Raw genomic sequence first — 22592 nt, forward strand, 5'->3', positions numbered from 1 at the left:
GTCGAACGACCCCGTGCCGCAGGGCACACACGGGTGGTTGGCTCACACGTATCACTCCATCGTAATGTGGGAACCGCCGTTCCTTCGCGGAGAGCGGGACACCTATGCCGCCCACACACGTTTCATTCGACGGTCAGGTGTCGGTCAGAGGACCGGAGGGAGAGTACATGCCGGACTACGACGTAGCGATCGACTACGAGTTGCTGAGGCAGCTGGCCGCTGACACGAAGAGACTCCAGGACCAGCTCGCGGACTCCCGGCTGATGGGCCGCGAATCCTTCTTCAGCAGGGCCGAACTCGGCGGGGCGTACGGCTCCGCCAACTTTTTCCTCTTGAAGTGGACGGGCCCCTGGGAGAACGCCAGGGAGCTGCTGGAGAGCCTGAGCGGCACCTACAAGTACGCGTCCGAGAAGTGGTTCGAGCTGGACGCGAGCTTCGCCACCCAGGCCAACACCCTGGCCGCGTACTGGTATCACAACCACTGGGACATGAACAAGAAGGCCTACGACAACTGGAAGAAGCTGTCGGGGGAGACCATCCTCGTCCACGCCTGGGACGAGCACGGCAACGAATACCTGAAGCAGCAGAGGCTGGCCGACCCCAACGACCCGAACGCGCCGAAGGATCCGGGTATCGAACCCAGCGGCTTCGAGTACTACCACGACGGCGACGGCACCAACAAGGTCCACAACTCGACGCAGACGACCTTCGACTCCGACGGCCACATGAAGTCGTCCGACACCACGATCGACGACATGAACGGTGGCCTGAAGTACCACGAGCACACCGATCACTGGGACGACAACAGCTACACGACGACGGTCACCCACCTCGACGGGTCGAAGACGGTCATCGAGGTACACGGCGACGACAACGGCAACGGCACCAGAAACGTGACCAACATCGACAAGGACGGCAAGACCGTCGACTCGTCGAGCTACACCGGTTCCGGCCTCAAAACCGACCCGAAGTGGACGAACAACGACCCGGACGCCACCGACACCGACGGTGACGGCAAGGACGACAAGAACGACCCCGGTGGCAGCCAGCACTCGAGCACCGGCGTCGGCAGCCAGGCCTGACACACCCACAGCACACGCCCACGGCACACCCACAGCCGAACCCATCGGCGACAAGGTTGAAGGACTCCACATGCCCAGCAACAACGTGCAGCTCCAGTACGGCCAGATCGACACCGTCTCCACGCGGCTGCAGCACGCCGTGACGACCATCAACCCTCAGCTGATGGACTTGAAGGCGGCAGTGGACAACCTTCTCAACGACGGTCTGTGGCTGCAGCAGACCAGCCCGGCGATGCAGAACGCCTACACGCAGTTCACCGGCCAGCTCACGTCGATCGTCACCAAGATCGAGGACTTCGCCAAGCAGTTCACGGCGATCAAGACCCAGATCGACGACATGGACCGGACGATGGCCGCGCAGATCGGGGGCAACAAGTAACGCCGCCCGCCCGCCGGGCAACAGGCAGGGGCGCCGCGTCGAGCGGCGCCCCTGCCTGTTGCGCGTTCTCTTCCGCACTCTCTCCCCGCAGGGCCTCAGCGCGCGTCGGCAGCCCCGGTCTCCGGCACCAGAACGGTCATCAGGGACCCGTCGTCGCCGACGGTGAAGGCCCGTCCCGGGACCCGGTTCACCCGGATCACGTTGTGCGGCAGCCGCAGGCCCAGGATGTCTCCCTCGCCCATGGTCTGCGGCGACAGCAGCAGGCCCTGGCGCGAGCGCCGCACCTGGCCGATCCAGGTGCTGAGCGGCGACACCAACGCCTCGGCGGGACCGGCGATGGCCAGGCCCAGGGATCGGTCGCGGCCGGTGGAGGCGATGTCCCGCAGCATGGTGTCCACCGGTGACATGGACAGCAGGTCGGCGTCGTCCACCATGACGACAGCGGCTGCGCCGGCCTTCTCCAGTGCTGCCACCAGGTCCTGCTCGCTCGGGCTGGGCGAGGTCAGCACGACCGCCTTGGGGTGGCCTTCCAGCCCGCGCAGCGGCGACTCACGGGGGGTGATGGCCACCACGCCGGTCCCGGAGCGCAGCAGGGACGCCGCAAGCGACAGCAGCGCGGTGCTGCGGCCGGATCCGGGCGGGCCCACGATCGTGTAGGTCGAGGCGACACCGGCGAAGTCGACCCATACGGGGGCCACGTCGTCGCCGCCGATTCCCTGCATCGCGGTCAGCGGGCCGCGCGGTGTCGTCCCGACGCGCTCGTACGCCTCCTTGAAGCCGATCGTCATCGGCAGTGATTCGATGCGGAAGGGCCGCGACGAGGCCGGCACGCCCAGGTCCCGGGCGGCCGCCTCGGTGCCGATCTTCCGCAGTGCCTCGGCCTGTTCCGGGCCGCTGAGCCCGCCCGGCAACACGGCGACCTGCAGCTCGCTGCCGGTGTCGGTGCGGAAGCCGCGGCCGGCCGGGATCACGGAGGGAATCTGTTCGCGGGGGATGCCGCACATGGTGTAGTCGTTGGTGTCGTTCATGCGCAGCAGCAGCCTGTTGTCGTTCAGCGACGCGATCCGCCCGGCCATCAGGGCCCGTTCGGAGGTGGCGACGACGTGCACGCCGACCGCCGCGCCCTCCCGCAGCAGCGCCCCGACCTGGCTGATCATGCGGCCTTCCTCGATCTCGCCGACCAGCGCGCTCAGCGTGTCCCAGCCGTCGATGAACAGCACGAGGTGCGCCGGACGCCGGTTCGGGGGCAGCGCCGCTCGCAGCTCGGTGATGTTGCCGGCCGAGTGCGCGGTCATCAGCTCCTGGCGGCGTACGAGTTCGGCGGTGAGCCGGTTGAGGAGCCGGCCCATGCGTTCCAGGTCGGCCCGCGGCACCACGGCGCCGGTGTGCGGCAGCGCGGAGAGCGCCGACAGCGCGCCGCCGCCCGCGTCGATGGCGTAGAAGTGCAGGTCCGCACAGGAGTTGGCGCGGGCCAGCGCGCTGGCCATGGTGCGCAGCGCCTGCGACCGGCCCGAGCGCGGCATCCCCAGGACGAACAGGTGCGAGACGGTGTTCGGGTCGAGGAACACCGGCGGCTGCGCCTGGAGTTGCGGCAGGTCCTCGCGGGCCCAGGCGGCCGGGACGAGCCGTCCGTCGCCGGTGGGGGCCGCCGGCTCCGGCAGGTCGGACAGGGTCAGGCTGTCGGCCAGCGGGGGCAGCCAGGGACTGGGCTGCGGCTGGTGGCCGGACATCCGCGCCGCCTCCACGAGCGCGTCGACCAGCGCCATCAGGTCGGTCGGCCCCTCCTCGTCCGCCAGGAAGGCGAACTCGTCCTCGGCTTCCTCGGGTGCCTTCACATGGCGGCCGAGGCCCTGCCAGGACAGCGGGGTCATCCACACTCCGGTGTCGTCGTCGGGGAGTTGGGCCCGATGCTCCTCAGGCTCCTCCCCCTCCGTCGAACCGGCCGGGTCCACCTCGCCCTGCGGGCGCGGGGCACCGACGTAGGCGGTCTGGAAGCTCATCGCCGAACGGTGCCCGAGCCGTACCAGGGCGCGCCCCGGGGTGGCCGCGGAGATGCTCGCCGCGTCCGGCACGTCCAGTACGTCGGTGCTCTCGGTGGCGTCGGTGACGCGCAGCGAGATCCGCAGGTTGGTGTTGGCGCGGATGTCGCTGGTGACCACGCCGGCGGGCCGCTGGGTGGCCAGCACCATGTGCAGGCCGAGCGAGCGGCCGCGCTGGGCGATGCCGACCAGGCCGGGGATGAAGTCGGGGATCTCCCGGGCCAGGGTGGCGAACTCGTCGATGACCAGCAGCAGACGCGGCATCGGCGGCAGATCCGGGTCGCGGCGGCGCAGTGCCCGGTACTCGGGGTGGTCCTTCGCGCCGGCCGCGGCGAGCATGTGCTCGCGGCGCATCAGTTCCGCGGTCAGCGAGGCCAGTGCCCGCTGGACGAGGTGGCTGTCGAGGTCGGTGACCATGCCGAGGGTGTGCGGCAGCCGTACGCAGTCCTTGAAGGCGCTGCCGCCCTTGTAGTCGACCAGCACGAAGGTGATTTCGTCGGGGCGGTTGACCGCGGCCAGCGAGGCGACGAAGGTCTGGAGCAGCTCGGACTTGCCGGAGCCGGTGGTGCCCGCGATCAGCGCGTGCGGGCCGTCCTTGACCAGGTCGAAGGCGACGGGGCGGTCGAAGCCCTGGCCGACCAGCGCGGAGGTGGAGGCCGGACGGCGGTTCCAGCGCTGGACCACCTCCTCGGCGGTGGGGGGCTCCAGGTTCAGGAGGTCCAGCAGGGAGACGCTGTCGGGCAGTCCGCCGCCGGCGTCCGGGGTGACGTCGTGCACCGGGGCGATGCCGCGGGCCAGGCGGTCGGCCCACTCGGAGGTGACGTAGTCCGGGCGGATGCCGGTGATGTCCGGCAGCCCGGTGCGGCGCAGCGTCAGCGTGTCCTTGGCGATGGACACGACCGCGCTGGCCTCCTCGGGGAGCATCCGCTCCTCGCGGTCCAGGCACAGCAGGTGGATGCCGCACAACGGGCCCTCCTTGAGGACCTGGACCATGCCGGGGACGTCGCGCAGTTCGCGCGCCCCGTCCAGGACGACCAGGACGTCGGGCTCGCTGAGCAGCGCGCCGCGCAGGGTGGCCTGCTGCGCCTGGTTGCGGTTGCGGATGACGTTGATCAGCTCGGTGACCCGGTTGGCGACGGTCTCGGGGTCGTTGCCGAGCAGGATGACGGGGGCGTTGTCCTGGGAGGCGGACAGCCCGGACCGGGCGTGCGGCAGCCAGCGGGCCCACTCCCACGCGTCGGCGGTCCTGCTGTCGGTGAGGACGCAGATCTTCAGGTCTCGGGGGCTGTGCAGCACGGCGGCCTGGGCGACCGCCCAGCGGGCGAGCGCGCGGGCGGGTTCCTCGGGGCCGGCGACACCGACGACCTGACTGCCGGCGAGGTCCACGCCGATGGGCATGTCGGGGATCTGCCAGCAGACGTTGCGGTGGTTGTCCTCGCGGGCGCCGTCCTCGATCTGGAGCAGCGACTGCTGCCGGGTGGTGCCGATGCGCAGGACGAGGTTGTCGGGGTCGGACGGGCGGCGTTCCCACAGCCGGGCGCCGGGACCGACGGCCATCAGCCCGACGACCGCCGGATCCGGGGCGGAGGCGATCCGCACGCGCCGCTCGTGCTCGACCTTGGCCCGGACATCCGCTTCCAGGGAGGCGCGGCGCAGCCGGTAGTTGGCGACGCCCTCCAGATACTCCTTGCGGCCGCCGCGCCGTCCGCTGATCCAGTTGCCGATGCCCAGGACCGGGCTGAGCAACATGAACATCAGGTAGAGGTAGGAGTTGAAAAGCCAGACCATGGCCACGCCCATGAACATCGGCGCGATGATCACCAGGAAGGGCAGGGGCCGGCGCTTGGGGGGTGCGGGCGGGCCGGGCAGCCGGAAGGTCTCCGGCTGGAGCGGTGGCAGCAGCCGCGGCGGCCGGTTGAAGTCCAGGCTGGCCTTCGGCGACGCCACCACCGCGGCGTCGGCCCGGGTGGGCCGCACGGCACGCAACAGGTGCTCGCCCACGACGAGTTCACCGTCCAGTTCCCACGGCGTCCAGCCGCGGGGCAGTCCGTCGGGGTCCTCTTCTTCGTCGGGCTGCGGGTCGGGCTCGGGCGGCAGCGCCGCCTCGTCCACGCGCGGGCGCGGTGGCGGCGCCTCGGGAAGGGAGAGCCGGGTTTGTCCGTCGTCCTCGGGGAGCACGGTGAGGACCGTGCCGTCCGGACGCACCGTCAGGCGCAGTCCCTCCTCGGGCACTCCCCTGCCGGCCAGCCGTACGGAGCTGCCTGCCCGCGGGCCGATCAGGTGGCTGCCGACGCCGAGCAGGTGCACCTGTCCGGCCTTGGGGCCGCCGATCACCTGGATCTCGACCACGGGGGCGGAACCGGGTGCCTTGGGCGTGGGCATCTTGTCGCGGGCGGGTCCGTAGACCGATTCCTTCTCCGTCTCGGTCGCGGGCCCGCCCAGGCCGAGGGTGCTGCCGTCCCGGATGCCGGAGGAGGCCAGGACGGTGTCGGGGTCGAGCAGCCGTCCGCCGAGGTAGAGCGGTACGTCCTCGGTCTCGTGGGCGCCGTCCGGCTTCTCGGAGGCACCGTCCGGCTTCTCGGGCGCGGTGCCCCGGTGCGCGGCCAGCAGCTGCGGGGCCAGTCTGCGCACCGGCGTCGCGGCGGCCGCGTTGACGAGTACGTCACGTTGCTCCCGCCGCTCGCCGTCGACCGTGGTGACGAGGAGCTTCACGACTCGTTCCGCCTTTCGGCTCGGGGGTTCTCGAAGGACTCGGCGTCAGGAGTTCCGGCTGCCGAGACGCCGGTGATCTCCGGTTCGGCGAACAGGTCACGGACGGCCGGGGCCAGGGGTTCCGGGGCTGGGGCGGGCGGTGCACCGCGGGGGACGGTGGGCCGCGCGCCCGGGGCCGCGGACCGGCCGGACAGGACAGGGCCGCCCGTGGCCGGTCCCGCCCCTGGGACGGCGGCCGCGCCGGGTACGGGTGCCGAGGACAGTCGTGGCGAAGGTCCGGGCGCAGGCGTCTGCGCCATGGGATGACGAGGCTCCGGGCCACCGACGCCTGGCCGGGACCCGCCCGTGCCGGAGGCCTCCGGCACGGGCGGGCGCGGTTCGGTACCCCCGGCGGGAGGCCGCGGCCCCGGCGGCCGCGCCGGTCCGCCCTTCGGCTGTGGCCGCTGTCTGCGCGTGCCGCTCCTGCGGGCGGTGCGGGCGACCGCGGGGCCGAGCGGTGCGGCGTCGGTCTCGATCCCCAGGCCGGGTGTCTCGGTCCGGCCGCGCGAGTTGACCCGGATCTCCCAGCGGTGGACGGGCATCGGGCCGACGACCAGCGCGCACAGCAGTCCGGCGCCGGCCAGTTCCGACAGCCGTGCCGCCTGCTCGTCGTCGGGGGCCGCGCACACCACGACCACCGGCCGGGTGCGCTCGGGCGCCTGGTCGGCCGCCAGGGAGTCCAGCAGTGTGTCCAGGCCGGGGCCGTCGAAGCGCGGGTGCACCCCGCGGGCCACCAGCACCTCGGCCGGTTGGCCGGGCAGGTCGAGATAGGCCGCCGCCGCCTGGACGAACGCGCGGATGGCCTTGCGGTCACCGTAGGTGCTCAGGACGCGCGGGCCGCGCAGCAGGTCGAGGAAGACGACGCCGTCGTTGCTCAGACCCAGCGGAACCAGCACCCTGGGCGTGCCGGGCGGCTGTGCCGCCCCGTCCTCGTCCGGCACGGCAAGGTTCTCGGCGTCGGCGGCGGAGGCGTGCCAGATGAGCGGGTCGTCGTCGGTCTCCCACGGTTCCCCGGGCGGCGGCACGTCCCGGCCCGCGAGGCGTACGGCGACCTCGCCGTCATCGCGCCGGGTGGCGGGCCGGACCGTGACCGCGAAGCCGAAGGCCTGGGAGGCGGTGCGGTGTACGGCGGTGTCGGCGCCGTCCAGGGCGTGCTGGGCGGCGGCAGCGGTGGACGCAGAGGTCAGCAGCCGGGTCAGTTGCCGTACGGCCGCGCGGAAACGCAGAAACTCCCGCACGGGCTCGGAGAAGGCCTGGCGCGTCAGGCGCACCTGGCGGGTCAGCCGGCGCCAGGCCCGGCGCCGGCCTCCTTGCCTGCGCACCAGCCAGCGCAGCAACAGCCACAGCAGGAGCAGGAGTTCGGCAAGCGCCAGGATCAGTGCGCTCACACCCGAGTTCCAGGAGAGAGCGAGGGTGCTGTCGGCTTGCGCCACGGATATCCAGCCTTCCACCGGGCCCGCCTGATGGATGTGCACGAGAACCCCTCGGTATGTCACGGACCGTACGGCACAAGTGCCAGGTATGTGTTGACCAAGGTGAGTGTAAGACGGAAACATGTCACTCACACGCGCGGACCCTGACCGGACAGCACACATGTCGACGACGACTGTGCAGAGCAGGATCACCTCCCACAGAGATGAGCGACCGACCGTGCACAGTCTGTTTCCCGCACCTGTGATGCCCGTGAGTGAACGGAAGTTGGCGGAGCTGTACGACTATCCCGCCGCCCTGGACCGACCCTGGGTGCAGGTGAACTTCGTCGCCAGCGCGGACGGCGCGGCAACGGTCGACGGAGCGTCCGACTCCCTGTCCGGGCCTGCCGATCGCAGTGTCCTGGGGCTGGCCAGGGACCTCGCGGACGTCGTCATGGTGGGTGTCACCACTGCCGTCGCGGGGGCGTACGAGAAGATCCGCGTCGATCCCGCACGGCGCGCCGCACACGGCCTGCGCCTCCGGCCGTCCCTAGCCCTGGTCACCAACCGGTGCTCGCTCCCTCCCGACTCACCGCAGATCGCGGACTGCCCCGAGCCGCCCATAGTGATCACATGCCACGACGCCCCGCGCGCGGCGCAGCGGAACCTGATCGCGGCCGGCGTGGACCTGGTGAGAGCCGGGGACAGCGCGGTGGACCTGCGCGCCGCGCTTGGCGCGCTCGCGGAGCGCGGGCTGCGCAGAGTCGACTGCGAAGGCGGACCGACGCTGTTCGGCGGGCTGATCAGCGAGGATCTGGTCGACGCCCTGTGCCTGACCGTGGCGCCGGTCCTCGTCGGCGGACTCGGCGGACGGATCGCCACACACCCCTTGCCCGCGACACCACGCCCCATGGCCCTGGAGGCGGTCCTGCAGGCCGAGGGGTCCCTGTTCGTGAGATATCGCCGTCTTTGTGATGCCGAGTCGGGCAACGCGGGGTGATGCATGATGTTGCTCCGGCGCGGTAGATACGTGTGAGTCACGACTGTGTCGCCATGAGCAGTGCCCGCCACCCCATCGGCCATCCGGCCCCTCTCCCACGCTCCGAGGAACGAGACTGACGTGAACGAATTACACCCCGGCCGCCGACGCATCCTGAAGATGTTCGGACTGGGCGCCACCGCGACCACCGCGGCCATCCTCCAGGCCGACCCGGTACTCGCCGCGACCCTCGGGTACGACGAGCGGACCGGGGTCTCCCCCGCCACCTACCGGGCCCCCGAGGGGCTGGCGAAGAGCACCGCGGCCAAGCAGACCGCGCTCGACTGGATCGGGGCCAACGAGGGCGCGATCACCGAGCTCAGCGACGAGGTGTGGCAGCACGCAGAGCTGTCGCTGCGCGAGTGGAAGTCCTCCCTCGCCCACGCCAGGCTGCTGAAGGACAACGGCTTCACCGTCGAGTGGGGCCCGGCCGGCTTCCCGACCGCGTTCGTCGCCACCTACGGCACCGAGGGCCCCGTCCTCGGCTTCAACGCCGAATACGACGCTCTGCCGGGCCTGTCCCAGAAGAAGGGCGTGGGCACCCACGACCCGCTGGTCTACAACTACGACGCCTACGGCCCCACGTACGGCGCGGGCCATGGCGACGCCCACAACACCTTGGGCGCGGGCGGCACCGCCGCTGCGATCGCGGTCGCGCGGGCCATCCGTACCCATGGGCTCAAGGCCCGGGTCAAGCTGTTCGGCAGCGCGGGCGAGGAACAGCTTGTCGGCAAGGCGTACGCGGTCAAGGAGGGCGTCTACGACGGCCTGGACGCCTTCCTGGACTGGCACCCGTTCAACATCACGGTGCCGTTCTGGAACACCACCAGCGCGCTGATATCGGCCACCTTCACCTTCCTCGGCGCGTCCGGCCACGGCGGCACCCCGCTCGGCAACAAGAGCGGCCTGGACGGCGCCCTGCTGATGGCGACCATGTCGGAGTACCTGCGGGAGAAGAACGTCGCCCCGTCCGGTCGCTTCCACTACGCGATCATCAACGGCGGCGGCGCCCCGAACGTGACCCCGGACATGTGCTCCATCTGGTTCTTCGTCCGCGAGGGCAGCCCGGCCCGCGCCAAGGTGCTCTACGACAAGATCGTGGAGTGCGGCAAGGCCGCAGCCCAGGCCAGCCAGACCCGCCTGGTGCACAAGTTCCACTCCGGGACGTGGAACCTGCTGGCCAACAAGGCCGGCGCGGAGCTGCTCAACGACAACATGCGGCAGATCGGCGCCCCGAAGTTCACCGACGCCGACCACACCCTGGCGAAGGCGGTCCAGAAGTCGCTGGGCAAGCCCGAGGTGGGCATGCCGACCGACCTGACCCCGCTCGCTCCCCCGGCGGCGGCCTACACCGGTGGTCTGGCCACCGACACCGCCGACATCAGCTGGCAGGCACCCACCGCCGTGCTGCTGTCCGCGGCCTACCCGCCCGGGCTTCCGAACCACAACTGGGGTGTCACCGCGACCGCGGCCACCAACATCGGCCACCAGGCGCTGCTGTCCGCCGCCCGCTATCTGGCGGCGGGCGCGATCGACCTGATCGAGCAGCCGGACCTGCTGGACTCGATGAAGCAGGAGTTCAAGGACCGTACCGAGGGCCTTGCGTGGGCCTCGATGATCCCGGACGGAAATCAGCCGCCGCTGTACGAGCCACCGGCCGACTTCCTGAAGGCCACCGGGCAGAGCTGGCCGCCGAAGGGCGTGACCTGGCCGGTGCCACCCATCGTGTCCACCGAGCAGCTGGGCACCACGGGCCCGGGCCTCCCACCCGTGACCTGACAAACGTGTTTACGCTCGTCGGCTTTGGGCCGCCGCAGCCAATTGACTTACGTCATCTCCCGCGCGGCGCGTTCGACGCTCCCCGGAGCCGTTTCTTGGGCCCCGGGGAGCCGCCGCACCCTTCACGGGCGACGTGGTTTGACCGTCAAGTGACCGATGTGCGGGTTCTGTTCCCGGCGAAGAGTAGGAGGCGCAGACTTCGTCCGACGGAGGGGAACTCCTGTCATGCACCGCGATCAGTCACCCCTGCAGGCGCGTACGGCGCCCGAGCTCGTGCCCTCGCTCTTCCTGGACCTCGATCAGATGCTCGACGAGTTCACCCCGCTGCCGATCCGCGCGGAGTTCCGTTTCGACCCGGACATGCCCGCGGTGATCACGGTCGAGTTCCTGTCGGAGCGGGGACCGAGCCTCATCTGGCGCATCGGCCGCGAGCTCCTGCATCACGGCCTGACATCGATGAGCGGCTGCGGCGACATACGGATGTGGCCGGCGCTGCCGAGGGAGCGGCCCTCGTCCTGGCTGCTTCTCGAATCGCAGGAGGTGGAGGTCCTGTTCGAGGTGCCCGCCGCGCCGCTGGCGCTGTGGCTCGACACGACGTACCGGGTCACCCCGGCCGAGGCGGAGATGGACGGTCTGAACTGGGACGGCTTCCTCATGGAGCTGCTCGAGGGCCCAGCGACACCGCCCGAATGACCGTCACCGGGTGCGCGCACGGATGGCTTGCGTCTCGTAGCGTCACCTGTCAGAGTGGTGACGCACAGGGTTGCCGTCGTTGGCCCGGTGCGTGGCCGGCGGCACACGTATGCCGCCCCTGGCACCCGATGACAACGCTTTGCCGCAGGCCGCGAGTGTGCGGCGGACGAGGAGGAATGACGTGAGGTCCAGCAACCCGATCTTTTCCCGCTGGGGCGCCGCCCGTGACGCAGGCGCGGCAGACGCCTACGCGCAGCGGCCGGTAGGTGCCGCGGTCGGCGGCCATCCTACGGACGACTTCGCGACCAACCCCTACGCCCCCGGTGCCGACACGTCATCGCGGAGCGACGGGGCCGCGGTGACGATGGACGACGTCATCGTCCGCACCGGGACGACCCTCGCCACCGTGGTCCTGACGGCCGTACTGTCCTGGCTCCTGCTCCCCGTCGACGCCGCGAACCTCGGCCGGTCCTACGGCATCGCCGTGGGCGCCGCTCTCGTCGCCTTCGTCCTGTCGCTGGTCCAGGCCTTCAGGCGGACGCCGTCCCCGGCACTGATCCTCGGGTACGCGGCGTTCGAGGGGGTCTTCCTCGGCGTGCTCTCCAGCACGATCTCGACCTACATCGCGCCGGGTGTGGTCGTACAGGCGGTGCTCGGCACGTTCGCGGTGTCCGCGGGTGTGCTCATCGCCTACCGGATGCGCTGGATCCGTGTGACCCAGAGGTTCACCGGGTTCGTCGCCGCCGCCGCGACCGGCTTCGTCCTGCTGCTCGTCGCCGACCTCCTGTTCTCGGCCTTCGGCGCCGGCAACGGCCTCGGCTTCCACAGCGGCGGCCTCGGCATCCTCTTCGGCGTCGTCGGCATCCTGCTCGGCGCGGCCTTCCTCGCCATGGACTTCAAGCAGGTCGAGGACGCCGTCGCCTACGGTGCCCCGCGCGAGGAGGCGTGGCTGGCCGCCTTCGGTCTCACCATGACACTGGTGTGGATCTACCTGGAGGTGCTGCAAGTGCTGACCATCTTCAACAGTGACAACTGAGTTCTCCGGCGTCCGAGGGGCATGCGCGATGCGCATGCCCCTCACACATGTCCGGCAAGGCGGTCCGGCCGAGTCCCACCTCGGCCTGACGGGCAGGGCACTCAGGGGCGCAACGCCTGAAGCGCCAGCTCGCCGTACCGACGCCACAACACGGGGTCCCGCTCGGCGATTCTGATGAGCTGGACCGCCATACCGCACAGCACCACACGCAGATCAAGCGTCATGGCGTCGGCGCGGACCATGCCTGTGGCCTTGGCCGCCTCCATCAGGTCCGACAGCTGGGTGAGCAGGCCGGAGATGCTCCCGAACCCCGCGTCCGCGAGCACCTCCGACAACAGCCGGTCGCCGGCGAGGCCTTCGAAGAGACGGAGCACGTAGTCGCTGAAGGCCTGGTAGGGGTCCGCCTGGTCCAGTGCGGGAGCGGTGAACCGCTGGAGCTCGGCCAACCGGTGGTTCACGGCAGCCCCCACAAGGTCATCCTTGGTGGGATAGCTGCGGTAGACGGTGGCCTTGCCCACCGCGGCCCGTTCGGCTATCTGCGGCACGGTGCCCTGCAGGCCGGCCTCCTGGAAGACCTCGAGCGCCGCCGCGAAGACCCGCTCGTGGTTGCGACGGGCGTCCGCCCGGCGCACGGTGGTGCCGGACGCGGCAGGGCTCGGACTCGTCTCCACGGGCTTCACCTGTTCATTGTGCCCGCCCTCATGCGCTCGCCCGCCGCCCCCTGCACGCGAGGAAGTCGCCGGATGATGCGGCCCTCGGCGCCAGGGCGGTCGGAGGGCCGGTCCGTCGCGGGCTCTCCGTGAACCTTTCGCACTCCCGCATCCGTGTACCCGGAAACGACAAGTGGACCCATGAGTCCGGATGGCTGTGCAGGAGTAATGATGAACCGGTTGGACCATGAGAAGCACGCCCTGCCCGCCGACGCGGCCCGCACACTCGTCGAGGCGGCGCGTGCCGCCTCGCCCGCGCTGCGCCGGTACGCCGACGACGCCGAGAGGAACAGCCGGCTCGCCCCGGAAGCCGCGCGGGCCTTGCAGGACGCCGGCCTGTTCCGTCTCGGCACGCCCGGACACCTCGGCGGGCACGAACTCTCGCTCACCACCAGCGTCGACGTCCTGGCCGAGATCGGCCTGGCCTGCCCGTCCAGCGCCTGGGTCGTCATGGTCTCCTACGTGGCCCAGCAGATCGCCGCGTCCTTCGGGGACAAGGCCCGCTTCGAACTCTGGGGCGACGGTCCGGACGTCCCCATGTGCGGTGTGTTCAGCAGCGTGGGGGTTACCGCCGAGCCGGTCGAAGGCGGGCTTCTGGTCTCGGGCCGCTGGGCGTGGGCCTCCGGCTGCCACCAGGCCGAGTGGGGCGTGCTCGGTGTGCCGTTGCCCCGGCCGGCCGCGGGAGGGACCGAGCCGGGGGTCGCACTCCTGCGGACGAGTGATCTGACCATCGAGGCGACCTGGGACATGGCGGGCATGCGCGGCACGGGCAGCGACACCCTCGTGGCCGACGGCGTCTTCGTCCCGTACCACAGGACCCGGACCTTCTCCGACGTGGTGGCACTCGACGCGCGGGCCGGTGAACCGCTGTACCGGGTCCCTCCGGGCTCCCTGACGCTGACGTCCCTGGCGCCGCTGCTCGGGGCGGCCCGTGCCGTCTTCCGTACGACCCTCGACGCTGTCGAGAACGGCAAGCCGATGGCCATGTCCCTCCATCGCCGCCTGGCCGACTCCCCCAGTGTCCAGGCGGCACTCGCCGACGCTGCCACACTGATCGACTCCGCCTCCCTCCACCTCGCGCGCTCCGCCGCGGCGGTCGACGCGGCGGCGGCGTCGTCGGCCGCTCCCCCTCTCCTGGACCGGGCCAGGGTGCGCATGGACGTGGGACACGCCTCCACGTGTCTGCGACAGGCGGTACAGCTGCTGCTCACGGTGAACGGAGCGGGCAGCTTCGCGCGGACCGCGTCCGTCCAGCGCTACTGGCGCGACCTGGAGACGGCGGCCCGGCACCCCACCCTCAACCCCGGCCTCGCCCGGGAGATGTACGGCCGCGCTCTGGTGGGCGACGAGCGACCCGTCACCCCCATGGTCTGACGAGCCGCCCGACCCGTACCGCAGAAGCCTGGATCGAGGCACACACCATGGCCGATCTCCCCACTCCCGTCCCCGTGCGCGACGCCCCCCACCGTGACGTGCTCGGACACTTCGCGTCCGGCGTCGCCGTCGTGACGGCGGCCGGACCCGAGGGGCCACTCGGGTTCACCTGCCAGTCCTTCGTGTCCCTGTCGCTGGACCCGCCGCTGATCTCCTTCGCGCCGGCGCGGACCTCCCGCAGCTGGCCGCTCATGCGCGCTTCTGTCGCGTTCTGCGTCAACGTGCTGGCCGAGGAACAGCAGGACCTCGGCTCCGCCTTCGCCCAGTCCGGCACCGACAGGTTCAGGGGAGTCCAGTGGTCCCCGGGACACGGCGGCGCTCCGCTGCTGGAGGGCGCCTGCGCATGGATCTCCTGCGACCTGGTCCATGAATACGCCGGCGGTGACCACACCATCGTCATCGGCCGGGTCACCGCCCTCCGGGCGGATTCGTCACGAGAACCCCTGATCTTCCATCGCGGACGCTATCGCGCTCTCACCCATCCCGTCTGACCCGCGGAACCACGAGTCCGCACGCACGTCGACCCGCGGCCTTCGAGGCCGCGGGTCGACGTGCGATGTGCGATGTGCGATGTGCGAGCGGGTCACACGGTCCGGGCGCGCAGCTGGCGGGACTTCCAGCCCAGCAGCAGCGCCTGCAGGATGAACCAGACCCCGCCGCCCGTGGCGTACACCGACAGCACGTCCAGGGAGGGGTTGTCGCCCGCGGCCTGGATGTTGTAGGTGATTCCGACGAGGAAGGACAGTCCGCCCGAGATCAGGGTCGGCCACTGCTTGCCCAGCTCGGGACCGCGCCGCCGCAGTCCGACGATCACCTGGGCGACCCCGGAGACGACGGCCCAGGCGCCGAACACATGGAGCACCGCTGCCACGCCGCCGGCGCCGGCGATACCGATCGCGATGCCGGCCAGCGTGCTGAGGACCCCGTTGAACGCGATGACCCGGCGCTCGAAGCCGTTCGGGGTCGCCCGGTAGTCGATCAGCGAGGACACCGCGTCGATCAGCGGGTAGACGACCAGCAGCGTGATCGCCACGGCGTCGACGTCCTCATGGGCTCCGGCGAACGCCAGGGCCCACGCCACGGCCAGGACACCGCGGCCCAGGTACAGCCTCAGCAGGGAGGAGCGTTCGTCCGTGGTGGCCGCCGGATCCGCCGGCGTCGATGTCTGCGTGCTCATGTGGGTTCGGCCTTTCTCAGGTCAGGGGGTAGTCGCCGACCCGGTCAGTACCGGGAGGGCGAGACGCACGTGAAGCTGGAGGCAACGGCCGGGTCGCCGTGGCCGTCGTAGCGGGACACCTGCGGGTAGCTGCACAGGTCGCGGGTGACGCTCTGCTGGGAGTCGTTGATCAGCGTGGCGGGCAGCGTCGTGGGAGCCTTGCCGTCCTCGACCCAGGCGGTCAGCGCGGCGAGGCCGTCGGCCGATCCGTCAAAGCCGTTGAGGCCGCAGTGGTTGGTACCCGGAGCGAGGAAGAGACGGTAGAAGTCGTCGACCCGCTTGGTCCCGCCCATCTCCCGCTCGACCTGCTGGCGGTACTTAACGGTGCCCTGGGTGGGGATGTACTGGTCGGCCTGGCCATGCCAGGTCAGCAGCTTGCCGCCGGACGCGCGGAAGCCGGACAGGTCCGGGTCGTCGGTGCCGATGACCGTGTCGTACTCGGCCTGGGACTGCTTGAACAGCTGTGTGAACCGGCTGTAGGTGATCGTCGAGATATCGAAGGAGGGATCCTTCGCCACCCAGAGCTTGACCCAGTCGGCGGGCACCTTGAACGGCGCGCCCGTGACGTTGCCGTCGGCCTCGGTGACGCCGGCCAGGGCCGAGATGTCGGCGCCGACCGGGACGCCGGGCCACAGCTTCGTGCCGGAAGTGGTGCGCGGACCGTCCCAGATCTTGCGCACGACGGTCGCGTCGGCCGCCGTGATGGTCAGCTCCTTGCCCTCGCACACGACCTTGGTGCCGATCAGCCGACGGGGATCGAAGTCGCAGCGGGACGGGTCGTTGACCAGGCCGTCCTTGACGCCGTCGAGCGGGTCACAGGCCGTGACGGCGGCGTTGGTGAAGGCGTCGAACTCACACTTCGACGGGAAGGTCTTCTCGTTGTTCATGACCACCTGCGGCCACAGGGTGGCGACCTCGAACTCGTCCCAGTTGACGGCGGGAGCATCCGCGAGGATGCCGTCGTAGTCGTCGGGGTAGCGCTGGGCCTCCATGTAGCCCTGGCGTCCGCCGGTGGAGCAGCCGGTGAAGTAGGAGTACGCGGGGCCCTTGCCGTAGACCTCGTCGACGACCTGCTTGCCGACGACGGCCGCCTCGTGCTGGGAGCGGGAGGCGAAGTTCTTCAGCAGCGCGGTGTTGACCTGGCCCTGGCTGTTCAGCGCCCAGCTGGTGTCCAGGGCGTCGCCGACACCGGCGTCGGTGCTGACGGCTGCGTAGCCGTTCTTGACCGCGGTGCCCAGGCCGACGCCGTTGTCGCCGGCCAGGTAGGCGGCGCCGCCGATCCCCTGAAAACGGCCGTTCCAGCCGCTGGCGGGCAGCCAGGTCCGCACCGTGGCGTGGTCGCCGGCACCCGGGTGGGTGAGGGTAACCGTCACCTCGCAGTAGGCCGGGACGCCGGAGACCGAACCGCCCAGGACGCCGGTACCGGTGATGGTGCCGCCCTCCTGGCTGACCGCGGTCACGGACTCCACCCTGGTCCCGGTCGGGGCCTTCACGGAGGGCGCCGTGCAGGCGAACGTCGTGGCGGTGGAACCGTCCTGGGGCTCCGCCGAGGCGGTCGGCAGGTACACCGCCGCGGCCAGCGGCACACCGGCCGCGAGGACAGTCAGAAGTCGTCTCATTGGTTTCCCATCGAAGAAGGAGGTGTGTACCTGGCCACAGCGACACATATGCACGCCACATGAGGCGGGCCGAAGACTGATCCGAACTTTATCACCGGTTAAGCCGGTGACGAAAGAGTTGGGTCGAACTCCGGTGAACGAGTGGGGCCGTCACCTTCATCCGGGACACACTCTGGCCGCACACCACACATCCCGACCACAGTCAGTTGACGGTCCATCCCCAGAAGGACCGGCCGAGCGCCGTGCCGGACGTGTTAGGTCATTCGACGGTCCGTCGCTCGGACACGTCACTGACCTGCTCCTCCTTCAGCCACCGCGAGTGATACCGCTGCGCCCACGACCGGCTGACGTATCCGGTGCGCATCCCCAGCCGCGCCTCGGGGTCCTCGAACGCCTTGCGCATATGCCCGAGCACGACAAACGTGATCGCCCAGGCCAGGATGTCGTGGACGAAGATCGCGCTGGTGCGGGAGATGAAGGGCAGCAGCCCCATGAACCACATCAGCAGGCCGGTGAACATCATCACCAGCACGGCCCCGGCGATCCAGCCCGCGTAGAGCTTCTGGCCCGCGTTGAACTTGCCGGCCGGGCGGGCCTCGGGTGACCTCCGGCGCCTGCGGACGGCGCGCAGCCACTGCCGGTCGTACACCGCGAAACGGTTCAGCCTGCGCAGGTCCGCGCGGAAGGCCGGAGACAGCAGCCCCAGCAGAAGGGGCAGGGGCAGCGAGATACCGGACCACTCGTGGACCGTGACCATCAGATGCCGCCGTCCCACGAGCTGGGCCACCGGCCCGAGGTAGAGACAGGCGGCGGTGACCAGGCACAGCAGCATCAAGTAGCCCGTGGCCCGGTGGACCATGCGCTCGGCGGTGCTGAACCGGCGGACCCGGCCGTCGTGTTCAGGCCGCGTCGCTGTGCCGGTCGGCTCCGTCGAGCCAGCCGTCGACCGCATAACCGCGCTCCTCCCAGTAGCCGGGAACGACCTCGTCGGTGACCGAGATGCCGGACAGCCACTTGGCCGACTTGTAGAAGTACATGGGGGCCACGTAGAGGCGGACCGGTCCGCCGTGTGCGTGGGTGATGGGCTTGTCCTGCATGTTCAGCGCCACCAGGACGTCCGAGCGGCGCGCCTGTTCCAGGGTGAGGCTCTCGCTGTAGGCGCCGTCGAAGCACGTGAACCGGATCGCCGCGCCCGCGGAACGCACCCCTGCGTCGTCGAGGATGTCGGCCAGCTTCACCCCCTCGAACGGTGTCTTCTCCACGCGCCATCCGTCGGTGCACACGACGTCGTGGACGACCCGGGTCTGCGGCATCGCACGCAACGCGTCGAGCGTGTAGGTCTTCGGCTTCTCCACCAGCCCGCCGACCGTGAGTGCGTAGTTCGTCTCGTCCTTGTGCGGCACCGAGCCGACGACGCTGTAGTAGCGGAAGCCGCCCGGATTGGGCAGCAGACCGGTCAGGCCTGTGGCGTCGACCTGCGAGGCCTTGGCGAGGAACCCCTCCCAGCCGCGCTGGAGATAGGGCGCGGTGGCGAGCCCCGCCGCGCCCGCGCCGAGCATGCCCAGCATCGCCCGCCGCCCCACCGGTGCGCCCCCGGTCCTCGGCTTCGGCTCTTCCGCCATGGTGTGCGCTCCTTCCAACACGTGTGACCTCTGCCGGACCTGTGGGCCACAACATCGTCACCGGTTTAACTGGTGACGATGCTTGCATGGAGATATCGGAGCTGTCAACACGTATGAGACGGGGCCTGCCGCGCCACCGCCGCGGCAGAAAGGAACACGACTGCTACGCTGTGAGTGACGTTGACCGTGTATCGAGGAGTCACAGACGTGGTGGGTGAAGACGACATCTCCGGGTGAGACCCGGATCTGACGGCCACCGGCCGGCGCACAGGAGCGCTGCCGAGGTGGTCCGTATCGTCGTTCCCCTTTGCCCACGTCTGCCCAGGGCAGAAGTCCAAGCTCTGCCCTCAGTCCCTTTGAGGTCGCCTCCATGTCCGACGCCGCGATCGTCTGCTCGAACCTCTCCTTCGCCTGGCACGACGACACCCCGGTCTTCCACGACCTGTCCTTCACCGTGACCCCCGGCCGCACCGGCCTGGTCGCACCCAACGGCTCCGGCAAGAGCACCCTGCTCAAACTGATCGCCGGTGAACTCAAGCCCGCCACCGGCTCGGTGTCCGTCGGCGGCACTCTCGGCTACCTCCCGCAGAGCTTGCCCCTGACCGGCAACCTCACGGTCGCCGAGGTGCTCGGTGTCGCCGCGGTGATCCGCGCCCTGGACGCCGTGGAGTCCGGGGACGTCAGCGAGGAGCACTTCACCACCATCGGCGACGACTGGGACATCGAGGAGCGCACCCGCGCCCAGCTCGACCGCCTGGGCCTCGCCGACCTCACCCTGGACCGCAGCCTGAGCACGCTTAGCGGCGGCCAGGTCGTCTCGCTCGGACTCGCCGCCCAGCTGCTCAGGCGCCCCGACGTACTGCTGCTCGACGAGCCCACCAACAACCTCGACCTCGAGGCCCGGCACAAGCTCTACGACGTACTGTCGGACTTCACCGGCTGCCTGCTGCTGGTCAGCCACGACCGTGCGCTGCTCGACCGCATGGAACGCATCGCCGAACTCGGCAGCGACGAACTGCGCTTGTACGGCGGCAACTTCACCGAGTACGAGGAGGCCGTGCGCGCCGAGCAGGAGGTCGCCGAGAAGAACGTCCGCAACGCCGAGCAGGAGCTCAAGCGGGAGAAGCGGGAGATGCAGCAGGCCCGCGAACGCGCCGAGCGCCGGATGAGCAACGCCTCCAAGAACCTCAAGAACGCGGGTCTGCCCAAGATCTTCGCCGGCAATATGAAGCGGGGCGCGCAGGAGGCCGCGGGCAAGTCCGGCACGATGCACGCCTCCCGGGTCAGCGAGGCCAAGACCCGGCTCGACGAGGCCGGACGCGCCCTGCGCGACGAGCAGCGCCTCACCCTCGAACTGCCCGACACCCAGGTGCCCGCCGGCCGCAACCTCTTCCTCGGCGAGGGGATGCAGGTCTGCCTCGGGGAGAAGGACGTGTTCGCCCCCGGCGGCGTCGACCTGTCCGTCCGGGGCCCCGAGCGCATCGCGCTGACCGGCCCCAACGGCGCAGGAAAGACCACCCTGATGCGTCTGATCACCGGCGAACTCGCCCCCGAGGGCGGGGAGATCAAGCGCAACGACGGCCGGATCGCGTATCTCTCGCAGCGTCTGGACCTGCTGGACCTGGACCGCACCGTGGCGGAGAACTTCGCCACGTTCGCCCCCGAGCGGCCCGAGGCGGAGCGGATGAACCTGCTCGCCCGCTTCCTGTTCCGGGGCGCGCGGGCGCACCTGCCCGTCAGGGTGCTCTCCGGCGGCGAGCGGCTGCGCGCCACCCTGGCCTGCGTGCTGTGCGCCGAACCGGCCCCGCATCTGCTGCTGCTCGACGAGCCGACCAACAACCTCGACCTGGTCAGCGCGGGCCAGCTGGAGAGCGCGCTCAACTCCTACCAGGGCGCCTTCATGGTGGTCAGCCACGACGAGCGGTTCCTCACCGAGATCGGCGTGAACCGCTGGCTGCGGCTGGCCGACGGCACGCTCACGGAGACGGGAGCGCCCGCGGTGTGAGCCACCAGCGTGTGCAGTGGCCCGCGTCCGAGGCGGCATGCCCCGCGGGCCGAATACCGATCACGTCGGACGGTTCCCCATGCCCCAGCCCGCTCTGCTCGCCCACGACCTCGTCCGCAACCTGGGCGGCCGTCGCGTCCTCGACGGCATCTCCCTGACCGCCTCCCCCGGCCACCGCATCGGCCTGATCGGGGAGAACGGCGTCGGCAAATCCACCCTGCTGCGGGTGCTCGCCTGCGTGGACGAACCCGACGCGGGAAGCGTCACCCGCCCCGCCGACCTCGGCTTCCTCCACCAGGAGATGCCGTACGACGCCGACTCGACCATCGCCGACGTGCTGGACGAGGCGCTGCGCGAGGCCCGTGAGGACCTCGCCGAGCTGGACCGGCTCGGCGAGGAACTCGCCCGCGTCCCGGAGGAGGACCCCGGCCACCAGGAGCTCCTCGACGCCTACGGAAGACGCCTCGAGCAGGCCCAGGACCGGGAGTCCTGGGACGCCGACCGCCGTGCGGCCCTGGTCCTCGAAGGCCTGGGTCTCGGCGCGTTCGGGCACGCCCGCACGCTCGGTTCGCTCTCCGGCGGACAGCGCGGCCGGCTGGCCCTGGCCGCGCTGCTCGTACGCCGGCCGTCGGCGCTGCTGCTGGACGAGCCGACCAACCACCTCGACGACGGCGCCGCCGCCTTCCTGGAGGAGCAGGTTCGCGGCCTGCCCGGGACCGTGGTCGTCGCCAGCCACGACCGGGCGTTCCTCGACGCCGTCTGCACCGACCTGATCGACCTCGACCCGGCGGTGGACGGCCCGGTCCGCTACGGCGGCAACTACAGCGCCTATCTGTCGGAGAAGCGCGCCGAGCGGGAGCGCTGGGAGCGGCGGTACGCCGAGGAACAGGAGGAACTGGCGGAGTTGCGGCACGCGGCGGGGGTGACCGCGCACCGGGTCGCGCCGGACCGGGGCCGCACCGACAACGAGAAGATGGGCTACGGCCACCGGGCCGGCCGGGTGCAGAACCAGATCTCCCGCCGGGTCCGCAACGCCACCCGGCGGCTGGAGGAGCTCGAGCGCACCCAGGCCGCCGAACCGCCACGCCCGCTGCGGTTCGCGGCCGGGGAACTGGCCGCACGTACCGAGGAGGACCCGCGGCCCCTGGTCTCCCTGCACGAGGTGCGGGTGCCGGGCCGGCTCGCACTGGACGGCCTGGAGGTGTCGACGACGGACCGGCTGCTCATCACGGGCGGCAACGGGGCGGGCAAGTCGACGCTGCTCGCCGTGCTCGCCGGACGTCTCCCGGCCGAGGGCGAGGTGCACCGGCGGCGCAGGCTGACGGTCGGGCTGCTCACCCAGGACACCGTGTTCGAGCGGCCCGAGCGCACGGTCCGGGACACCTACGAGCTGTCGCTGGGCCCGCAGCGGGCCGAGAAGGTGCCGCTGGGCTCGCTCGGACTGATGCACGAGGCGGACCTGGGCAAACCGGTCGGGCATCTGTCGGTGGGTCAGCGCCGCCGCCTGGCGCTGGCCCTCCTGGTCGCCCGCCCACCTCAGCTGCTCCTGCTCGACGAGCCCACCAACCACCTCTCCCCGCGTCTGTGCGACGAGCTGGAGGACGCCCTGGGCCCGGGCCACGGCGCGATCGTCGTGGCGAGCCACGACCGCTGGCTGCGCCGGCGGTGGCAGGGCCGCGAACTCCGCCTGGAACCGGGACGCGACCGACAGGAGGCGGTGCCGTACGCTCTCGAGCACGCTGTGACCAGGGAGAACCGTCTGGAGCGGTGACACTC

The 22592-nt window shown here is 70.7% G+C and carries 17 protein-coding genes; 10 read left to right on the plus strand and 7 right to left on the minus strand.

Annotation, left to right across the window (positions count from 1 at the left end):
* The first annotated feature begins 167 nt into the window (after positions 1-167).
* Both OHU89_RS53540 and OHU89_RS53545 read left to right on the plus strand, forming a co-directional pair.
* Complete coding sequence (locus OHU89_RS53540) at positions 168-1082, plus strand: hypothetical protein (protein ID WP_405655252.1); 915 nt, start codon at positions 168-170, stop codon at positions 1080-1082.
* Positions 1083-1152: 70 nt separating this feature from the next.
* Positions 1153-1461, plus strand: coding sequence for a WXG100 family type VII secretion target (locus tag OHU89_RS53545; protein WP_331737560.1), 309 nt, complete (start codon positions 1153-1155; stop codon positions 1459-1461).
* A 95-nt stretch (positions 1462-1556) separates the two neighbouring features.
* Here the strand turns inward: OHU89_RS53545 and OHU89_RS53550 are convergent, their stop codons facing one another.
* Entirely contained in the window at positions 1557-6212 is a 4656-nt protein-coding gene (locus tag OHU89_RS53550) for an FtsK/SpoIIIE domain-containing protein (protein ID WP_331737561.1), read from the minus strand.
* Positions 6209-7726, minus strand: a complete 1518-nt coding sequence (locus OHU89_RS53555; protein ID WP_405655255.1) for a hypothetical protein — start codon at positions 7724-7726, stop codon at positions 6209-6211. The genes OHU89_RS53550 and OHU89_RS53555 overlap by 4 nt, the downstream gene beginning before the upstream one ends.
* Before the next feature lie 202 nt (positions 7727-7928).
* Between OHU89_RS53555 and OHU89_RS53560 the strand changes: the two genes are divergently transcribed.
* From OHU89_RS53560 to OHU89_RS53575, 4 genes are all read left to right on the plus strand, one after another.
* A complete protein-coding gene (locus OHU89_RS53560) occupies positions 7929-8663 on the plus strand; it encodes a pyrimidine reductase family protein (protein ID WP_331737564.1) in 735 nt (244 codons plus the stop codon).
* 120 nt (positions 8664-8783) lie between these two features.
* Positions 8784-10481, plus strand: a complete 1698-nt coding sequence (locus OHU89_RS53565; RefSeq protein ID WP_331737565.1) for a peptidase dimerization domain-containing protein — start codon at positions 8784-8786, stop codon at positions 10479-10481.
* Between the two features lie 225 nt (positions 10482-10706).
* Positions 10707-11174, plus strand: coding sequence for an SsgA family sporulation/cell division regulator (locus tag OHU89_RS53570; protein WP_331737566.1), 468 nt, complete (start codon positions 10707-10709; stop codon positions 11172-11174).
* A gap of 181 nt (positions 11175-11355) precedes the next feature.
* Complete coding sequence (locus OHU89_RS53575) at positions 11356-12210, plus strand: Bax inhibitor-1/YccA family protein (protein WP_331737567.1); 855 nt, start codon at positions 11356-11358, stop codon at positions 12208-12210.
* A 101-nt stretch (positions 12211-12311) separates the two neighbouring features.
* Here the strand turns inward: OHU89_RS53575 and OHU89_RS53580 are convergent, their stop codons facing one another.
* Positions 12312-12881, minus strand: coding sequence for a helix-turn-helix domain-containing protein (locus tag OHU89_RS53580; RefSeq protein WP_331737569.1), 570 nt, complete (start codon positions 12879-12881; stop codon positions 12312-12314).
* 210 nt (positions 12882-13091) lie between these two features.
* Here OHU89_RS53580 and OHU89_RS53585 point away from each other — a divergent pair, with 210 nt between their 5' ends.
* Entirely contained in the window at positions 13092-14294 is a 1203-nt protein-coding gene (locus OHU89_RS53585) for an acyl-CoA dehydrogenase family protein (protein WP_331737571.1), read from the plus strand.
* Between the two features lie 47 nt (positions 14295-14341).
* The gene (locus tag OHU89_RS53590) at positions 14342-14845 is read left to right on the plus strand and encodes a flavin reductase family protein (protein ID WP_331737572.1); all 504 of its coding nucleotides are present in this window, start codon (positions 14342-14344) and stop codon (positions 14843-14845) included.
* 92 nt (positions 14846-14937) lie between these two features.
* Here the strand turns inward: OHU89_RS53590 and OHU89_RS53595 are convergent, their stop codons facing one another.
* From OHU89_RS53595 to OHU89_RS53610, 4 genes are all read right to left on the minus strand, one after another.
* Positions 14938-15531 (minus strand): DUF308 domain-containing protein, encoded by a 594-nt coding sequence (locus OHU89_RS53595; RefSeq protein ID WP_331737573.1) that lies wholly within the window; start codon positions 15529-15531, stop codon positions 14938-14940.
* A 44-nt stretch (positions 15532-15575) separates the two neighbouring features.
* The gene (locus OHU89_RS53600) at positions 15576-17189 is read right to left on the minus strand and encodes a tannase/feruloyl esterase family alpha/beta hydrolase (RefSeq protein ID WP_331737574.1); all 1614 of its coding nucleotides are present in this window, start codon (positions 17187-17189) and stop codon (positions 15576-15578) included.
* 259 nt (positions 17190-17448) lie between these two features.
* The gene (locus OHU89_RS53605; protein ID WP_331737575.1) at positions 17449-18141 is read right to left on the minus strand and encodes a cytochrome b/b6 domain-containing protein; all 693 of its coding nucleotides are present in this window, start codon (positions 18139-18141) and stop codon (positions 17449-17451) included.
* A complete protein-coding gene (locus OHU89_RS53610) occupies positions 18089-18811 on the minus strand; it encodes a molybdopterin-dependent oxidoreductase (protein WP_331737576.1) in 723 nt (240 codons plus the stop codon). Before OHU89_RS53610 ends, OHU89_RS53605 begins: the two co-directional genes overlap by 53 nt.
* 370 nt (positions 18812-19181) lie before the next feature.
* Between OHU89_RS53610 and abc-f the strand changes: the two genes are divergently transcribed.
* Together abc-f and OHU89_RS53620 are read left to right on the plus strand one after the other, a co-directional pair.
* Complete coding sequence (gene abc-f, locus OHU89_RS53615) at positions 19182-20816, plus strand: ribosomal protection-like ABC-F family protein (protein ID WP_331737577.1); 1635 nt, start codon at positions 19182-19184, stop codon at positions 20814-20816.
* A gap of 79 nt (positions 20817-20895) precedes the next feature.
* Positions 20896-22587 carry an ABC-F family ATP-binding cassette domain-containing protein gene (locus OHU89_RS53620; RefSeq protein ID WP_331737578.1) on the plus strand — a complete coding sequence of 564 codons (1692 nt, stop codon included), beginning with the start codon at positions 20896-20898 and terminating at the stop codon, positions 22585-22587.
* Positions 22588-22592: the final 5 nt, after the last annotated feature.

Origin of the sequence: Streptomyces sp. NBC_00019 (assembly GCF_045041015.1) — a bacterium.
In the GTDB taxonomy this organism is placed as follows: Bacteria; Actinomycetota; Actinomycetes; order Streptomycetales; family Streptomycetaceae; genus Streptomyces.

Excerpts from the sequence above, each read along its gene's own strand:
- OHU89_RS53540 (WP_405655252.1), top strand. The coding sequence starts at position 168 with ATGCCGGACTACGACGTAGCGATCGACTACGAGTTGCTGAGGCAGCTG.
- OHU89_RS53545 (WP_331737560.1), top strand. The coding sequence starts at position 1,153 with ATGCCCAGCAACAACGTGCAGCTCCAGTACGGCCAGATCGACACCGTC.
- OHU89_RS53560 (WP_331737564.1), top strand. The coding sequence starts at position 7,929 with ATGCCCGTGAGTGAACGGAAGTTGGCGGAGCTGTACGACTATCCCGCC.
- OHU89_RS53570 (WP_331737566.1), top strand. The coding sequence starts at position 10,707 with ATGCACCGCGATCAGTCACCCCTGCAGGCGCGTACGGCGCCCGAGCTC.
- OHU89_RS53585 (WP_331737571.1), top strand. The coding sequence starts at position 13,092 with ATGAACCGGTTGGACCATGAGAAGCACGCCCTGCCCGCCGACGCGGCC.
- OHU89_RS53590 (WP_331737572.1), top strand. The coding sequence starts at position 14,342 with ATGGCCGATCTCCCCACTCCCGTCCCCGTGCGCGACGCCCCCCACCGT.
- OHU89_RS53595 (WP_331737573.1), bottom strand. The coding sequence starts at position 15,531 with ATGAGCACGCAGACATCGACGCCGGCGGATCCGGCGGCCACCACGGAC.
- OHU89_RS53600 (WP_331737574.1), bottom strand. The coding sequence starts at position 17,189 with ATGAGACGACTTCTGACTGTCCTCGCGGCCGGTGTGCCGCTGGCCGCG.
- OHU89_RS53605 (WP_331737575.1), bottom strand. The coding sequence starts at position 18,141 with ATGCGGTCGACGGCTGGCTCGACGGAGCCGACCGGCACAGCGACGCGG.
- OHU89_RS53610 (WP_331737576.1), bottom strand. The coding sequence starts at position 18,811 with ATGGCGGAAGAGCCGAAGCCGAGGACCGGGGGCGCACCGGTGGGGCGG.
- abc-f (WP_331737577.1), top strand. The coding sequence starts at position 19,182 with ATGTCCGACGCCGCGATCGTCTGCTCGAACCTCTCCTTCGCCTGGCAC.
- OHU89_RS53620 (WP_331737578.1), top strand. The coding sequence starts at position 20,896 with ATGCCCCAGCCCGCTCTGCTCGCCCACGACCTCGTCCGCAACCTGGGC.